This is a genomic window from Cupriavidus sp. 2SB, from assembly GCF_005503625.1.
Taxonomy (GTDB): Bacteria; Pseudomonadota; Gammaproteobacteria; order Burkholderiales; family Burkholderiaceae; genus Cupriavidus.
The window spans coordinates 11979-27774 of record NZ_SCMX01000037.1; the positions used below are offsets into that span (position 1 = coordinate 11979).

A 15796-nucleotide genomic window follows, 5' to 3' on the forward strand; every position below is an offset into this window, starting at 1 on the left:
AGTATGTGAAGAGATGACCCCCCAAACGATCAAGACCGTCGAGTTCGAGAAGCCGAACCTGACGGATGCCGAAAGCGCTGCCAGCGGCAGTTGTGTGGCCCATGCCTGGGCCAAAGTGCCTCCCGCGATCACCCCGGACGAACGTGCCGCGCTGAAGGACCGCATTCGCAGACTGCTCAAGGAGCGCAACGCGGTGCTGGTTGCGCATTATTACGTCGATGCCGACTTGCAGGATCTGGCAGAAGAGACGGGCGGCTGTGTGTCGGACTCGCTGGAGATGGCTCGCTTCGGCCGCGATCACGCCGCGCAGACGCTGGTGGTGGCCGGGGTCCGCTTCATGGGCGAGACCGCCAAGATCCTGAGTCCCGAGAAGACCATCCTGATGCCTGACCTTGATGCGACATGCTCGCTCGATCTCGGCTGTCCGGCGGATGAGTTCACCGCGTTTTGTGACGCTCACCCCGATCGCACCGTGGTGGTCTACGCGAACACCAGTGCCGCGGTGAAAGCTCGCGCGGACTGGATGGTGACGTCGAGCATCGGCCTGAAGATCGTCGAGCACCTGCATGCGCAGGGCAAGAAGATCCTCTGGGCGCCGGACAAGCATCTGGGCAGCTACATCCAGAAGGAAACCGGCGCCGACATGCTGCTGTGGCAGGGCTCGTGCCTGGTGCATGACGAGTTCAAGGGCATCGAACTGGACCTGCTGCGCCGCGAGCATCCGAAGGCGAAGATCCTCGTGCATCCGGAGTCGCCGGCCAACGTGGTGGAACAGGCCGATGTCATCGGCTCGACGAGCCAGTTGATCGCCGCCGCGCAGAATCTCGATGCCAATGAGTTCATCGTGGCCACCGACAACGGCATCCTGCACAAGATGCGGATGGCCGCGCCAGGCAAGGTCTTCATCGAAGCCCCGACAGCGGGCAACAGCGCAACGTGCAAGAGCTGCGCGCACTGCCCGTGGATGGCGATGAATGCCCTCACGAATCTGGCGGAAGTGCTGGAGACGGGGCGCAACGAGATCCACGTCGATCCAGTCATCGGCCGCAAGGCGGTGGTCTGCATCGACCGCATGCTCGATTTCGCCGCCGCGCAGAAGGCCAATGTACGTCCCGCTGCCGACCTCGCCACGGAAGGCGCGCTGTTCCAGGGAGTGGGTCCGGCATGAGCGTGAATCCGATTTTCGATAGTTACGGTCCCGCGCTGGCGTTGGCGCTCGACGCCAATGTGAAAGCGGCCATCGCCGAGGATGTGGGTTCCGGTGACTTGACCGGTCTGCTGGTGCCGGCCGACAAGCTGGTGCAGGCGCGCGTGATCGTGCGTGAATCGGCAGTGCTATGCGGACGGCCATGGTTCGAGGCCAGCATGATGGCCGTGGACGAACGGCTGCGCGTGACGTGGCACAAGGAAGAGGGCGCGCGGATGTCGCCCGACGAACTGGTGTGCGAAATCGCGGGTCCGGCGCGCGCGCTGCTGACCGCCGAACGTCCGTCGCTGAACTTCCTGCAACTGCTCTCCGGTGTCGCCACGGCCACGCGTCGTTATGCAGATCTGATTGCCGGCACGCGCGCACGCGTGCTCGATACCCGCAAGACCCTGCCGGGCCTGCGGCTCGCACAAAAATATGCGGTGAAGGTGGGCGGCGGCGAGAACCAGCGGCTGGCGCTCTATGACGGCATCCTGATCAAGGAAAACCACATTGCCGCTGCAGGCAGCATCACGGCGGCGGTGCAGGCGGCGCTAGCACTGGGCGCCGATGCCTCGATCCAGGTCGAAGTCGAATCGATTGCCGAATTGCAGGAAGCGCTGGAGGCTGGTGCGAGATCGATCCTGATCGACAACTTCACCGTGGACATGATGCGCGAAGCCGTAGCGGTCAATCGCGAACGTGCATTGCTGGAAGTGTCGGGTGGCGTGAACTACGAATCGATCCGCCAGTTCGCCGAAACCGGCGTGGACCGTATCTCGGTGGGCGCGCTGACGAAGGATGTCAGGGCGACGGACTACTCGTTGCGGGTGGTGGGGTAGGTAGTTTCTTCCCCTCCGCAGTTTTGGCTCCCCTCTCCCGCCGTGCGGGAGAGGGGAGAAAACAATTGGTGGGGCGAAAGGTTAACGCCGGCTCGCCCGTCCCGCTCGCCCACTCAACGGCTGCAACACCGAAGGCAGCGCCTTCGGCAAGGTGTCCGGATAGTCGCGGCTGAAATGCAATCCGCGGCTTTCATGGCGTGAATACGCGCTTTCCACGATCATCGACGCCACTTCCACAAGATTGCGTAGCTCCAGCAGGTCGCGCGTCACGCGGAAGTTCGCGTAGTACTCGGCAATTTCCTCACGCAACAACCCGATGCGATGTTGCGCACGTTCCAGCCGCTTGTCCGTGCGCACGATGCCGACGTAGTTCCACATCATCCGGCGCAGCTCATCCCAGTTGTGCGACACCACTACTTCCTCATCCGCATCGGACACGCGGCTCTCGTCCCAGGCGGGCAAGGCGATGTCCGGCGCGCCTGCCTTGCCATGCGCAGCGATGTCGACGGCCGCAGCCTGGCCGATTACCATGCATTCCAGCAGGGAGTTCGATGCGAGCCGGTTGGCCCCGTGCAGGCCGGTGCAACCGGTTTCGCCCACGGCATACAGGTTGCCGATGTCGGTGCGGCCCGCCGTGTCGGTCACCACGCCGCCGCAGGTGTAGTGCGCAGCCGGTACGACGGGAATGGGCTGTTTCGTGATGTCGATGCCCAGTTCAAGGCAGCGCGCGTGAATCGTCGGGAAGTGTTCCTTCAGGAACGATTCGGGCTGATGTGTGATGTCGAGGTAGACGCAATCGAGGCCGCGCTTTTTCATCTCGAAGTCGATGGCGCGCGCCACCACGTCGCGCGGCGCCAACTCTGCGCGGTCGTCATGGGCAGGCATGAACCGCGTACCGTCAGGCAGCTTGAGCAGGCCGCCTTCGCCGCGCACCGCCTCCGAAATCAGGAAAGACTTCGCGTACGGATGGTAGAGGCAAGTCGGGTGGAACTGGATGAACTCCATGTTCGCCACGCGGCAGCCCGCGCGCCACGCCATGGCGATGCCATCACCAGTAGCGGTATCGGGGTTGGTCGTATAGAGATAGACCTTGCCGGCGCCGCCAGCAGCCAGCACGGTTTGCGTGGCGGTGATCGTGTGGACTTCGTCGGTCGCCGCGTCGAGTACGTAAAGACCGTAGCAGCGGTTGCCGGGCAGGCCCAGTTTTGCCGACGTGATGAGATCGATCGCGAACTGGTCTTCGAGGATCGTGATGTTCGGATGCTTGCGCGCCTGCTCGGTGAGCGTGGAGACCACGGCGTGACCGGTGGCATCGGCGGCGTGGATGATGCGTCGATGGCTGTGGCCGCCTTCGCGCGTCAGGTGGAAACCAAGTTCGGCCTGGGCGTCGCGCGTGAACGGCACGCCTCGGTCGATCAGCCACTGGATCGCATCGCGGCCATGTTCGACGATATAGCGCGTGGCCTCCTCATCGCAGAGTCCTGCGCCAGCGACCAGCGTGTCCTGCGTATGCTCGGCGTGACTGTCGCCGGAGTCCAGTACTGCAGCGATTCCACCCTGCGCCCAGTCGCTCGCCCCGGCTGTCATGCTGCGCTTGCTCAGGATAACTACCTTGTGGGTATCGGCAAGTTGCAGCGCGACGGTAAGGCCGGCCAGACCGCTGCCGACAATCGCGACATCGAAGTTCATGGTGCGGGGGATCGCCTGGGGCGAATGGGCGTGTGGGGACCGGGAAGTCTACACCCGACTGCCACAATCCTGACATCTTTCCCTTGTACGACAAGGGTTGCAGGGTGCGGCAGGCTCGGAAAGCGCGTCCCCACAATGCAAAAAGCCTCGCGGATGCGAGGCTTTCGGCTGGATACCACGGATCAATTACTTGATCTTGGTTTCCTTGTAAGGCACGTGCTTACGGGCGACGGGATCGAACTTCGAGATCTCCATCTTTTCCGGCATGGTGCGCTTGTTCTTGGTGGTCGTGTAGAAATGACCGGTACCTGCGGTCGATTCCAGCTTGATCTTGTCGCGTCCGCCTTTGCTGGCCATGGTGTACTCCTAATTAGACTTCGCCACGTGCGCGCAGATCTGCGAGCACGGAGTCGATGCCTTTCTTGTCGATCAGGCGCAGACCGGCGTTCGAGACGCGCAGGCTCACCCAGCGGTTTTCCGATTCAACGAAGAAGCGGCGGTTCTGCAGATTGGGCAGAAAACGGCGCTTGGTCTTGTTGTTTGCGTGGGAAACGTTGTTGCCGACCATCGGCGCTTTCCCGGTCACTTGACAGACGCGTGCCATGAAGCACTCCTAAATCTTATTCGTGGACAATGTTCGCAACAGATCAACAAAAGGCGCGCGGGCCCGGACTGCAGCGGATTGGTAATTCAGCAAGACGAACATTATAGACCGGAAACAAGCGGCGAATCAATGCCTTCCGATGGGTTCGGAAGAAGACTGTTGCGCTGTGCCGCCAGCATCACGTTGCAAGTGGTGCGTCGGAAAGCCGGTCTGGTTCTGGACATCGCACTGACTGATGCGTACTGCGATGCGGGCCACACTGTAATAGGGGAACCGGGCAATGTCCAGCGCCAGAGCGCCGGAGTCGCATACAATGGCGGCTGTTGACTGGTTGACTCACATGACTCTGCAAACTGCTGCACCGGCCGCGGCCCCCAGCGGCACCGCCGCACGCAAGACCGTACAGGTCGATTCCTTCCTGACGCTTCACTACAGCATCTCCCTCGAGAACGGTACCGAAGTTGTCAGTACCTTCGAGGAAAAGCCCGCCACGCTGTTGCTGGGCCAGGGGCAGTTTGCCCCGACGCTCGAACAGGCATTGCTCGGCATGCCCGAGGGCGAGCGCATGACGTACCGCCTGGCGCCGGAACTGGCGTTCGGCCCGCGCAATCCCGAACTGCTGCAGTGGGTCTCGCTGGCCACGCTGCGCGAGAACAGCTCGTTCGAAGAGGAATACGGTCCCGGCGATCTCGTCGAATTCAATGCACCCGGCGGCGGCAAGTACGCTGGCGTGCTCAAGGAATACGGCGACACTGCGGCACTCTTCGACTTCAATCACCCGCTGGCCGGACAGACGATTCTGTTCGACGTCCAGCTGATCGGAATACTCTGATGTCTGCCGTGGCAATGGAACGCAGCATGACCGATACCACCACCTCCGCCGATGCGGAGATCCTCATGGCGCAACCGCGCGGCTTCTGTGCTGGCGTGGACCGCGCCATCGAGATTGTCGAGCGCGCGCTGGCGCTGTTCGGCGCGCCGATCTACGTGCGTCACGAGATCGTGCACAACGCCTACGTGGTGGCCGACCTGCGCAAGAAGGGCGCAATCTTCATCGACGAACTGGAGGAAGTCCCCTCCGGTTCGACGGTCATCTTCAGTGCGCATGGCGTGTCCAAGGAAGTGCGCGCCGACGCGGCGCGTCGCGGCCTGACGATATTCGATGCCACCTGCCCGCTGGTGACCAAGGTCCACGTCGAGGTGGGCAAGATGCGCGCGGAAGGTTGCGAGATCATCATGATCGGCCACAAGGGGCACCCCGAAGTGGAAGGCACGATGGGGCAGTCCGAGGCGGGCATGCTGCTGGTGGAGTCCGTCGAGGACGTGCAGGCGCTGACGGTGGCAGACCCGACGCAACTGGCCTATGTCACGCAGACCACGCTGTCGGTAGATGAGACCGCGGAGATCGTGCTGGCGCTCAAGGCGCGGTTTCCGCAGATTCGCGAGCCCAAGAAGCAGGACATCTGCTATGCCACGCAGAACCGCCAGGATGCCGTGAAGTTCATGGTGCCCCAGGTGGAAGTTGTGATCGTGGTGGGCAGCCCGAACAGCTCGAACTCCAATCGCCTGCGTGAACTGGCAGACCGCCTGGGTGTGCCGGCCTACATGGTCGACGATCCTGACCAGCTCAAGCCGGAGTGGGTCGCGGGCAAGCGCCGTATCGGCCTGACCGCCGGTGCATCGGCGCCCGAGGTGCTGGCGCAAGCCATCGTCGAGCGCCTGCGCACGTTTGGCGTGAAGTCCGTGCGTGCCCTGGAAGGCGTCGAGGAGAACATGTCGTTCCCGCTGCCGCGTGGATTGGCGAACCTGACGCCGGGCGCCTGACCACGCCAGGGCGCTCCGTGCGCCCATCTGCTTACGAACGCCGCTGCGCCTCCGCCAGCGGCGTTTTTGTTTTTGCGCTGTGCCGTGTGACGACTGTTTGATGCGGGCGCGTGCCCGTCGCCCATGCCGCGCACCGACGCGGTGCGCGCCGCTATTGCGCTATACAACAGACATTCAAAGCCGCTTTCGCACGCGGTTATTTGTCCAAATCCCCGCAAACCCGCATTCCACCGTCGGAATTCTCCGATTAATAGCGGAATAACCCCATGCTTGACCAAACAATATCAGGGTAATCCCCATGACTGGGGTTTTCCCTATTATGGTGCGCCGTTGCATTCTGCACATTAGAGATGTTGCTCGATATATGAAATGAAATGCCTAATTAATTAAGCGGGCATTATGGGTGGCGCTGGAGAAGCTTCATCCGTGCCGAATGCGCCTCTGCAGGCGCTGTAGGCACGATTCTTGAAAGGGAAGGAGACGGGTCCGCCAAGTTGGCTTTGATTGCCCCAATCTGTGCATTGGGGAAATTCCCTAGCTCATTTGGTGGGTAAAAGGTTCAGGTTGTTGCGTCGCGTATTGCATCCTCAAAGAAAGGGGATACAATGCGCGCGTTTCAAATTGAAACTAATCAAAGGCGGTCCAGGGATTACGTCCGGGAGGCGTAACTAAAACCCTGTTTTTGTGAATCCTAGGAGATCACTCATGCAATTCACGTTTGCCAAGATTCTGCCGATCGCGGCCGCTGTGGCGCTGGTCGCTGCATGTGGCAAGAAAGAAGAAAAGCCGGTTGACACGGCAGCCTCCGCACCGGCCGCTGCGGCCCCCGCAGCAGGTGGTGGCGATGTCGTCGTCAAGATCGGCCACGCCGCTCCGCTGACTGGCGGCATTGCCCACCTTGGCAAGGACAACGAAAACGGCGCGCGCCTGGCCGTCGAGGAAGTGAACAAGGCCGGCCTGGAAGTCGGCGGCAAGAAGATCAAGCTGGAACTGGTGGGCGAAGATGACGCCGCCGATCCGAAGACCGGTACCGCCGTGGCCCAGAAGCTCGTGGACGCCAAGGTCGTGGCCGTTGTGGGCCACCTGAACTCGGGCGTGTCGATTCCGGCCTCGAAGATCTACAGCGATGCAGGCATCGTCCAGATCTCGCCGTCGTCGACCAACCCCGACTACACGAAGCAGGGCTTCAAGACCACGTACCGCGTGGTGGCCACCGATGCCCAGCAGGGTCCGGCACTGGCCAACTACGCCGCCAAGAGCCTGAACGCCAAGAGCGTGGCCATCGTCGACGATGCCACCGCCTACGGCAAGGGCCTGGCCGACGAGTTCGAGAAGACCGCCAAGGCTGCAGGCGTGAATGTGGTGGCACGTGAAGCCACCAACGACAAGGCCACGGACTTCAAGGCCATTCTGACCAAGATCAAGGGCAAGAAGCCGGACGTGATCATGTACGGCGGCATGGATGCCACCGGTGGTCCGTTCACCAAGCAGGCCAAGGAACTGGGCATCACCTCGAAGATCGTGGGTGGCGACGGCGTTTGCACGGACAAGGTGGCCGAACTGGCTGGCGATGCCGTGACGAACCTGATCTGCTCGGAAGCAGGCCTGGCCCTGTCGAAGATGGAAAACGGCGCCGACTTCCAGAAGCGCTACCAGGCTCGTTTCAACGCACCGGTGCAGATCTACGCACCGTTCACCTACGACGCCGTGATGGTGATCGTGGACGCGATGAAGCGTGCCAACTCGGCTGAACCGGCTGCCATCCTGGCCGAAATGCCCAAGACGAACTACAAGGGCGTGATCGGCAACATCGCCTTTGACGAAAAGGGCGACATGAAGGAAGGCACCATCACGCTGTACGAGTACAAGGACAAGAAGAAGTCCGTCCTCGACGTCGTGAAGATGTAATCCGGGCTTACCGGCCCACCTGAACGGCACCGTGATGACATTGCGGTGCCGTTCTTTTTAGTCTCGCCAACGTGTTAGCGGCATCCTTACCATGGATGGAACAGGGCGGGCAGCACACCAGCAACTGAGTACAACCTACCCTTACCATCCACATTACCGTCCCATCCACGGCATCCACACCATGCCGGCCGGAGCGGGGCCGAAGCAGGAGTTTTCATGGATATCTTTATCCAGCAGATCGTGAACGGTCTGGTGCTCGGCAGCATCTACGCGCTGATCGCACTGGGCTACACCATGGTCTACGGCATTCTGGGCATCATCAACTTCGCTCACGGCGATGTGCTGATGATTGGCGCGCTGACCGCATTGTCGGCAATTCTTGGGCTGCAGAAATTTGCACCCGGCCTGCCCGAATGGCTGACGCTGGTGATCGCCACGCTGATCGCCATGCCTGTCTGTGCAGTCCTCTCGTACACCATTGAACGCGTAGCCTACCGGCCGTTGCGCAATGCGCCGCGCCTGGCTCCGCTGATCACCGCGATCGGCGTCTCGATCATCCTCCAGACCGTGGGGATGCTGATCTGGTCGCGCAACCCGCTCACGTTCCCGCAACTGCTGCCCTCGGAACCGATCGACATCGGCTCTACTGGCGCCACCATCACCGGCAAGGAAATGGTCATCATCGGCCTGGCCGTGATGGTCATGTCCGGCCTGCTGGCCCTGGTGAACCGCACCAAGCTCGGCCGCGCCATGCGCGCCACCGCCGAGAACCAGAAGGTGGCGGGCCTGATGGGCGTGAACCCCAACTTCGTGATTTCGGCCACGTTCATGATCGGTGCCGCGCTGGCAGCGCTGGCAGGCGTGATGATGGCGACGAACTACGGTAATGCGCACTTCTACATGGGTTTCATCCCCGGCCTGAAGGCGTTCACCGCCGCAGTGCTGGGCGGCATCGGCAACCTGGCAGGCGCCATGGTGGGCGGCATGCTGCTGGGGCTGATCGAGGCACTGGGTGCCGGCTACATCGGTGATCTGACGAATGGTGTGTTCGGCTCGAACTACCAGGACGTCTTTGCGTTCATCGTGCTGATCATCGTGCTCGTCTTCCGTCCGTCCGGCATCATGGGCGAACGCGTGGCCGACCGCGCCTGAGGGGGGAGACCGAATCATGAACGCTCCAATCCAATCCGCAGCCGTGGCCGCGCCGTCGCGCGTCCCGGCCAAGACCCTGGCAGCCCTGCTGGGATTTCTCGTCATCGCGCTGTGCGCACCGTTCTTCGTCCAGACGTTCGGCGGCAACTACTGGGTGCGCGTGCTGGACTTCGCGCTGCTCTACATCATGCTGGCGCTGGGCCTGAATATCGTGGTGGGCTTTGCCGGCCTGCTCGACCTGGGCTACATCGCGTTCTACGCGGTAGGCGCCTACTGCATGGCGCTGCTCGGCTCGCCGCACCTGGCCAACCAGTTCGAGTGGATCCAGCAGCTGTTTCCGAACGGCATCCACCTGACGATGTGGCTGGTGTTGCCAATAGCGATTCTCGTGGCGGCCACGTTCGGCGTGCTGCTGGGGGCGCCTACGCTGAAGTTGCGGGGCGACTACCTGGCCATCGTGACGCTGGGCTTCGGTGAAATCATCCGTATCTTCATGAACAACCTGGACCGTCCGGTGAACATCACCAACGGGCCCAAGGGCATCACGGCGGTGGACCCGGTCCACATCTTCGGATTCGACTTCTCGAAATCGCACGAGATCTTCGGGATGAAGTTCACGCCGGTGTTCATGTATTACTACCTGCTGGTGTTCCTGGTCATCGTGATCGTGTTCGTCTGCCTGCGCCTGCAGAACTCGCGGATCGGACGCGCCTGGGTGGCCATCCGTGAAGACGAGATCGCGGCCAAGGCCATGGGCATCAACACCCGCAACATGAAGCTGCTGGCGTTTGCCATGGGCGCATCGTTCGGCGGTGCCTCGGGTGCCGTGTTCGGCGCGTTCCAGGGCTTCGTGTCGCCGGAATCGTTCACGCTGTGGGAATCGATCTACATCCTGGCCATCGTGGTGCTGGGCGGCATGGGCCATATCCCGGGCGTGATCCTGGGCGGCATCCTGCTGGTGGGCTTCCAGGAACTGCTGCGCGTGGTGGCGGAGCCGATGCAGACGGGCCTGTTCGGCCATGTGATCGTCGATGCGGAAGTGCTGCGTCAGCTGCTGTTCGGTCTGGCCCTGGTGGGTGTGATGCTGTATCGCCCGGCGGGCCTGTGGCCGTCGCCGCGCAAGGAAGATCGTCCGGTGGTGCGCCGGGCGGGCAGCGTGGGCCGTTTCTGAACAGGGGGATAACATGAGCAATTCCGATTTCCTCCTGTCCGTTCAGGGGGTCAACAAGCGTTTCGGCGGCCTGCAGGCGTTGTCCGATGTGGGCCTGCAGATCAAGCCCGGTGAAATCTATGGCCTGATCGGCCCGAACGGTGCGGGCAAGACCACGTTCTTCAATGTGATCACGGGCCTGTACACGCCGGATTCCGGCGAGTTCGTGCTGGGCGGCAAGCCGTACCAGCCCACGGCCGTGCATGAAGTGGCGCGGACCGGCATCGCACGTACGTTCCAGAACATCCGCCTGTTCGGCGAGATGACCGCGCTGGAAAACGTCATGGTGGGCCGCCACGTGCGGACCAAGGCCGGCATCTTCGGCGCCGTCTTCCGTCCGCCTTCGGTGCGTCGTGAAGAAGAAGGCATCGAGGACATGGCGCACGACCTGCTGGATTACGTGGGCATTGGCAAGTACGCCAACTTCACGTCGCGCAACCTGTCGTACGGCCACCAGCGCCGTCTGGAGATCGCCCGCGCGCTGGCTACCGAGCCGAAGCTTCTGGCGCTGGACGAACCGGCAGCCGGCATGAACGCCACCGAGAAGGTGGAGTTGCGCGGCCTGCTGGAGAAGATCAAGAACGATGGCAAGACCATCCTGCTGATCGAGCACGACGTGAAGCTGGTGATGGGTCTGTGCAACCGCCTGACCGTGCTCGATTACGGCAAGGTCATCGCGCAGGGCCTGCCGCACGAAGTCCAGAACAATCCTGCCGTGATCGAGGCTTACCTCGGCGCGTCGGCGCACTAAGGCCAGAAAGGCAGGAGCAAAGCAAATGACACAGACGATCCTGAAGATTTCCGGCCTGAAGGTGGCCTACGGCGGCATCCAGGCCGTCAAGGGCGTGGACCTGGAGATCCACGACGGCGAGCTCGTCACGCTGATCGGTGCCAATGGTGCCGGCAAGACCACGACCATGAAGGCCATCACCGGTCTGCAGGGCTGGGCGGGCGGCGACGTGGAGTACATGGGCAAATCCATCAAGGGCGTACCCAGCTACAAGCTGCTCAAGCAGGGGCTGGCGATGGTGCCGGAAGGCCGCGGCGTGTTCGCGCGCATGACCATCACCGAGAACCTGCAGATGGGCGCGTACACGCGCGACGACGAGGCCGGCATCAAGGCTGACATCGACCGCATGTTCGAGACCTTCCCGCGACTCAAGGAGCGTGCGAACCAGCTGGCCGGCACGATGTCCGGCGGCGAGCAGCAGATGCTGGCGATGGCGCGTGCGCTGATGAGCCAGCCGAAGCTGCTGCTGCTGGATGAACCGTCGATGGGTCTCTCGCCAATCATGGTCGAGAAGATCTTTGAGGTGGTGCGCACCGTCTCCGCACAGGGCGTGACCGTGCTGCTGGTGGAGCAGAACGCGCGCCTGGCGCTGCAGGCTGCGCATCGCGGCTACGTGATGGAGTCGGGCCTGGTGACGATGAGCGGTGACGCCAAGCAGATGCTGGATGACCCGAAGGTGAGGGCGGCGTATCTGGGGGAGTGAGCTCCCTGCCGCTGGGTTTCTCCCCTCTCCCGCCTGCGGGAGAGGGGAGCAAACAATCGGTCGACCTCTCGGCAATAAAAAAACCCGCTTCGCAGCGGGTTTTTTCTTTGTTACGCCAGCTTCTTCAGCAGCTCGCGCAGCATGCCGATCATCTGGTCGATCTCCTCGCGGGTCACGTTCAGGGCCGGCATGAAGCGCAGCAGGTTGGGGCGCGGGGCATTCAGCAGCAGGCCGGTCGGGTTCATCTCGCGCGCTTCTTCCACGATCTGCGGACCGATGTCCTTGCCCAGCACCAGTGCGCGCAGCAGACCTTCACCGCGCTCGCCGCCGAGGCCGAACTCGGCCGACAGCGCCAGCAGTTGCTCGCTCAGGTAGGCGGACTTGGCCTTCACGTCGTCGAGGAAGCCCGGCGCGGTCAGTTGCGAAATCACCGAGCTGCCCACGGCGGTCATCAGCGGGTTGCCGTTGTAGGTGCCGCCTTGATCGCCGGCTTCGAAGCTGGCCACATCGCTCTTGCACAGCAGGGCCGACAGCGGCACGCCGCCGCCGATGCCCTTGCCCAGCGTCATGATGTCCGGTTCCACGCCCGAGAGTTCGTAGGCGAACAGCGTGCCGCAGCGGCCGCAGCCGGTTTGCACTTCATCGACGATGAACAGCAGCTTGTGCTTGTCGGCCAGCGCGCGCAGGCCCTGCATGAACTCGCGCGTGGCGGGGATCACGCCGCCTTCGCCTTGCACCGGTTCCAGCATGATGCCGACGGTCTTGTCGGTGATCAGTGCCTCGACCGAAGCCAGGTTGTTCAGTTCGGCCTTGGGGAAGCCCGGCACCTGGGGTGCGAAGATCGTGTCCCAGCCAGCCTTGCCCGAAGCGCTCATGGTCGCCAGCGTGCGGCCATGGAAGCTGTGGTCCATCGTGATGATCTCGAACGCGCCGTTCTTGTGCTTGCGGCCCCACTTGCGCGCCAGCTTGATCGCGCCTTCATTGGCTTCGGCGCCGCTGTTGGCGAAGAAGACCTTGTCGAAGCAGCTGTTGTCGGTCAGTTGCTGGGCGAGCTTCAGCATCGGCTCGTTGTAGAACGCGGGGCTCGGGTTCAGCAGCTTGCGCGCCTGCTTTTCCAGCGCCTCGATCATGCCTTCGTTCGAATGGCCCAGCGAGTTGACGGCCCAGCCCTGCACGAAGTCCAGGTATCGCTTGCCGTTATGGTCCGTCAGCCACGAGCCCTTGCCTTCGGTGAAGACCAGCTCGGGACGGTTGGTGATGTACATCAGGGACTGGACGGGGAACTCAGCAAATGCCATGGCGGACTCCTGGGGTCGGCATGAAACGATGGACGGAGAAAAGCAAAAAGCCACGGGGGTTGCCCGTGGCTTGTCGACCTGAACAGACGCTATCTGCGGTCAGCCGCGCGGCACCCCGGTGGGGAGCAACGTACGTGCGCGGCGTCGGATGATGGCGGTGTTCATGGCGGCCAATATAAGGCGCATGCGCCCGGGTGTCAAAGCGAAATATGGCAGACCCGGGTGGCATTGTTGTGTCGGCGGAACGCGCGCGGCCCGGCTTAGGCCGCGCCGGCCGGGTGCAGATCGGCCTCGGACGTGAACGAATCGGCGAAGAACGCGTCCTCGTGAAGCTTGCACTGCGCGGAGAAATCCGTGCGTGCGGCGTTGACCATGACTGGCGCACCGCAGGCGTAGACCTCGTGGTTCGACAGATCCGGATGGTCGGCCATCACAGCCTGGTGCACGAAGCCCGTGCGACCGGACCAGTTGTCCTCGGCCGTGGCGTTCGAGATCACGGGCACGTACTGGAAGTTCGGCAGATCGCGGGCCCATTGCTCGCACAGCGCGTGCATGTACAGGTCCTGCGGACGGCGCCCGCCCCAGTACAGCGTCATCGGGCGCGTGATGCCGGTATAGGCGGCGTGCTCGACGATGGCCTTGATCGGCGCGAAGCCGGTGCCCGACGCCAGCAGGACGATGGGCTTGTCCGAATCCTCACGCAGGAAGAAGCTGCCCAGCGGACCTTCGAAGCGCAGGATGTCGCGCTCCTTCATGGCCGGCATGCCTTCCTTGGCGCCGAACACGTAGTCCGTGAACGTGCCGCCCGGCATGTGGCGGATGTGCAACTCGATCGGGCCTTCCTCATGCGGAGGCGTGGCGATGGAGTAGCTGCGGCGCTTGCCGTCGCGCAACAGGAATTCCACGTACTGGCCGGCCAGGAACTGCATGCGCTCGGTGGCGGGCAGTTGCAGCTTGATGGCGATGACGTCGTCGGCCAGGCGCTCCAGCGAGGCGACGCGGCACGGCACCTTCTTGATGGGAATGTCACCGGCGCCGTGGACTTCGCGGCACTCGATGGTGATGTCCGACGTGGCGTTGGCGCAGCAGAAGAGGGCGCGGCCCTCGGTCTTTTCCTGCGCCGTCAGTGCCGAGGCGGCGTGGTCGCCCTGGTGGATCGTGCCTTCGGTCACGCGGCCCTTGCAGGACCCGCATGCACCGTTCTTGCAGCCGTACGGCAGGCCGATACTATGGCGCAGCGCGGCGCCCAGGATGGTTTCGTCGGCAGCCACTTCGAACTTGTGGCCACTCGGCATGACGGTAACTTGATAAGCCATAATCGGGTCTATGAACCAAATTCTGTCGCCGCAAGCGGCGTTGTCTTCCCCGGGTGTGCGGCACGCGCGGCAGGGGCGCCGGCTGGGCCGTCCGCGCCTGCTGATCGTGGGCTGCGGTGACGTCGGCACGCGCGTCCTGCGCCTGCTGTCCACGCGGATGCGTGTGTTCGCCGTCACATCTCAGCCCTCGCGCCGGGACGCGCTGCGTCAGGCCGGTGCAGTGCCGCTGGTAGCCGATCTGGATCAGCCCGCCACGCTGTCACGCCTGGCGCATCTCGCGAGTCGCGTGATGAACCTGGCGCCGCCGCCCGGTCAGGGCGATGGCGATCCACGGTCGCGCGCGTTGCTGGGGACGTTGCGGCGCGCGGCCTGGCGCCGGGCGCGGACCATGCGTTATGGCACCAGTCCCGGCGAGGCCGCCATTCTACCCGAGCGGGGCTGGCACCGCGCGTTTGAGGCGTCCACGCGCCACCGCGCCAACGGGGCGTACATCTACGCCAGCACGACCGGCGTCTATGGCGACCGCGGCGGGGCCCGCGTCAAGGAATTCCACGCGGTCCGGCCGCAGACTGCCCGTGCGCGCCGACGCGTGGCGGCGGAGTCGGCGGTGCGGCGCTTTGGGCGCGATGCGGGCTGGCGCGCCAGCATCGTCCGGATTCCCGGCATCTACGCCGAAGACCGCTTGCCGGTGGCCCGCCTGAACAAGGGCACGCCGGCGTTGGCGCCCCAGGACGATGTCTACACCAGCCATATCCACGCCGACGATCTGGCCCGCACGATGATCGCATCGCTCTGGCGCGGACGTCCCCAGCGCGTGGTCCATGCCAGCGACGACACGGAACTGCGCATGGCCGACTACTTCGACCTCGTGGCCGACCGCAAGGGTTTGCCACGCCCGCCTCGCATCAGCCGCCAGCAGGCGCGCGAGACCATCGACGCCAACCTCCTGAGCTTCATGAGCGAATCGCGCCGACTGGACAACGGTCGGCTGAAGCGGGAATTGCGGGTGAGGTTGAGGTATCCGACGGTGGCGGCGTTTTTTGATCGCTGAGGTCTGAATCTCCGGTGGTTTCTCCCCTCTCCCGCGTTGCGGGAGAGGGGCGGGGGAGAGGGCCAGCGGTGCAAATTGTGATGTGGTCGGCAAGCAGACCCTCCCGCCCTCTCCCCTAACCCCTCTCCCACTTCGCGGGAGAGGGGAATAACACAAGCGGGTTTGTGAGGCATGGCTCTTGCTCTTCTCTCCGTCTAGCCATCCTGTCTATACAACATTGGTG

General features: G+C 63.2%; 15 protein-coding genes. 10 read left to right on the forward strand and 5 right to left on the reverse strand.

The features are described from left to right. Nucleotides 1-13 precede the first annotated feature (13 nt). Together nadA and nadC are read left to right on the forward strand one after the other, a co-directional pair. Nucleotides 14-1168, forward strand: coding sequence for a quinolinate synthase NadA (nadA, locus tag FFS21_RS17800; protein ID WP_137926105.1), 1155 nt, complete (start codon nt 14-16; stop codon nt 1166-1168). After that, nucleotides 1165-2028 (forward strand): carboxylating nicotinate-nucleotide diphosphorylase, encoded by an 864-nt coding sequence (nadC, locus tag FFS21_RS17805; RefSeq protein WP_137926106.1) that lies wholly within the window; start codon nt 1165-1167, stop codon nt 2026-2028. The genes nadA and nadC overlap by 4 nt, the downstream gene beginning before the upstream one ends. An 81-nt stretch (nt 2029-2109) precedes the next feature. On the opposite strand, the gene nadB is transcribed toward nadC, so the two are convergent. The 3 genes from nadB to rpmB all read right to left on the reverse strand — a co-directional run bounded on the left by nadB (nt 2110) and on the right by rpmB (nt 4321). Further along, entirely contained in the window at nt 2110-3717 is a 1608-nt protein-coding gene (gene nadB, locus FFS21_RS17810) for an L-aspartate oxidase (RefSeq protein WP_137926107.1), read from the reverse strand. A 186-nt stretch (nt 3718-3903) separates the two neighbouring features. Continuing rightward, nucleotides 3904-4074, reverse strand: a complete 171-nt coding sequence (gene rpmG / locus FFS21_RS17815) for a 50S ribosomal protein L33 (protein WP_008644909.1) — start codon at nt 4072-4074, stop codon at nt 3904-3906. 13 nt (nt 4075-4087) lie between these two features. After that, nucleotides 4088-4321 carry a 50S ribosomal protein L28 gene (gene rpmB, locus FFS21_RS17820; RefSeq protein WP_006575661.1) on the reverse strand — a complete coding sequence of 78 codons (234 nt, stop codon included), beginning with the start codon at nt 4319-4321 and terminating at the stop codon, nt 4088-4090. A 340-nt stretch (nt 4322-4661) separates the two neighbouring features. On the opposite strand from rpmB, the gene FFS21_RS17825 reads away from it, so the two are divergent. The 7 genes from FFS21_RS17825 (at nt 4662) to FFS21_RS17855 (ending at nt 11908) form a co-directional block, all read left to right on the forward strand. Beyond that, entirely contained in the window at nt 4662-5153 is a 492-nt protein-coding gene (locus FFS21_RS17825) for an FKBP-type peptidyl-prolyl cis-trans isomerase (protein ID WP_137926108.1), read from the forward strand. Next, nucleotides 5153-6145 carry a 4-hydroxy-3-methylbut-2-enyl diphosphate reductase gene (gene ispH / locus FFS21_RS17830; protein WP_137926109.1) on the forward strand — a complete coding sequence of 331 codons (993 nt, stop codon included), beginning with the start codon at nt 5153-5155 and terminating at the stop codon, nt 6143-6145. Before FFS21_RS17825 ends, ispH begins: the two co-directional genes overlap by 1 nt. A 705-nt stretch (nt 6146-6850) precedes the next feature. Next, on the forward strand, nt 6851-8053 hold the full coding sequence (locus FFS21_RS17835) for a branched-chain amino acid ABC transporter substrate-binding protein (protein WP_137926110.1): 1203 nt from the start codon (nt 6851-6853) through the stop codon (nt 8051-8053). Nucleotides 8054-8269: 216 nt separating this feature from the next. Continuing rightward, complete coding sequence (locus FFS21_RS17840) at nt 8270-9205, forward strand: branched-chain amino acid ABC transporter permease (RefSeq protein WP_137926111.1); 936 nt, start codon at nt 8270-8272, stop codon at nt 9203-9205. Nucleotides 9206-9221: 16 nt separating this feature from the next. Further along, complete coding sequence (locus FFS21_RS17845) at nt 9222-10376, forward strand: ABC transporter permease subunit (protein ID WP_137926112.1); 1155 nt, start codon at nt 9222-9224, stop codon at nt 10374-10376. A gap of 13 nt (nt 10377-10389) precedes the next feature. Beyond that, nucleotides 10390-11166: an ABC transporter ATP-binding protein gene (locus FFS21_RS17850; RefSeq protein WP_137926113.1), complete on the forward strand. Its 777-nt coding sequence runs from the start codon at nt 10390-10392 to the stop codon at nt 11164-11166. Nucleotides 11167-11191: 25 nt separating this feature from the next. Then, nucleotides 11192-11908, forward strand: coding sequence for an ABC transporter ATP-binding protein (locus FFS21_RS17855; protein WP_137926114.1), 717 nt, complete (start codon nt 11192-11194; stop codon nt 11906-11908). A 110-nt stretch (nt 11909-12018) separates the two neighbouring features. On the opposite strand, the gene FFS21_RS17860 is transcribed toward FFS21_RS17855, so the two are convergent. Together FFS21_RS17860 and FFS21_RS17865 are read right to left on the reverse strand one after the other, a co-directional pair. Continuing rightward, nucleotides 12019-13206: an acetylornithine transaminase gene (locus FFS21_RS17860; RefSeq protein WP_137926115.1), complete on the reverse strand. Its 1188-nt coding sequence runs from the start codon at nt 13204-13206 to the stop codon at nt 12019-12021. A 260-nt stretch (nt 13207-13466) separates the two neighbouring features. Continuing rightward, nucleotides 13467-14522, reverse strand: coding sequence for a CDP-6-deoxy-delta-3,4-glucoseen reductase (locus tag FFS21_RS17865; RefSeq protein ID WP_137926116.1), 1056 nt, complete (start codon nt 14520-14522; stop codon nt 13467-13469). Between the two features lie 10 nt (nt 14523-14532). On the opposite strand from FFS21_RS17865, the gene FFS21_RS17870 reads away from it, so the two are divergent. After that, complete coding sequence (locus FFS21_RS17870; protein WP_137926117.1) at nt 14533-15573, forward strand: NAD-dependent epimerase/dehydratase family protein; 1041 nt, start codon at nt 14533-14535, stop codon at nt 15571-15573. Nucleotides 15574-15796 lie beyond the last annotated feature (223 nt).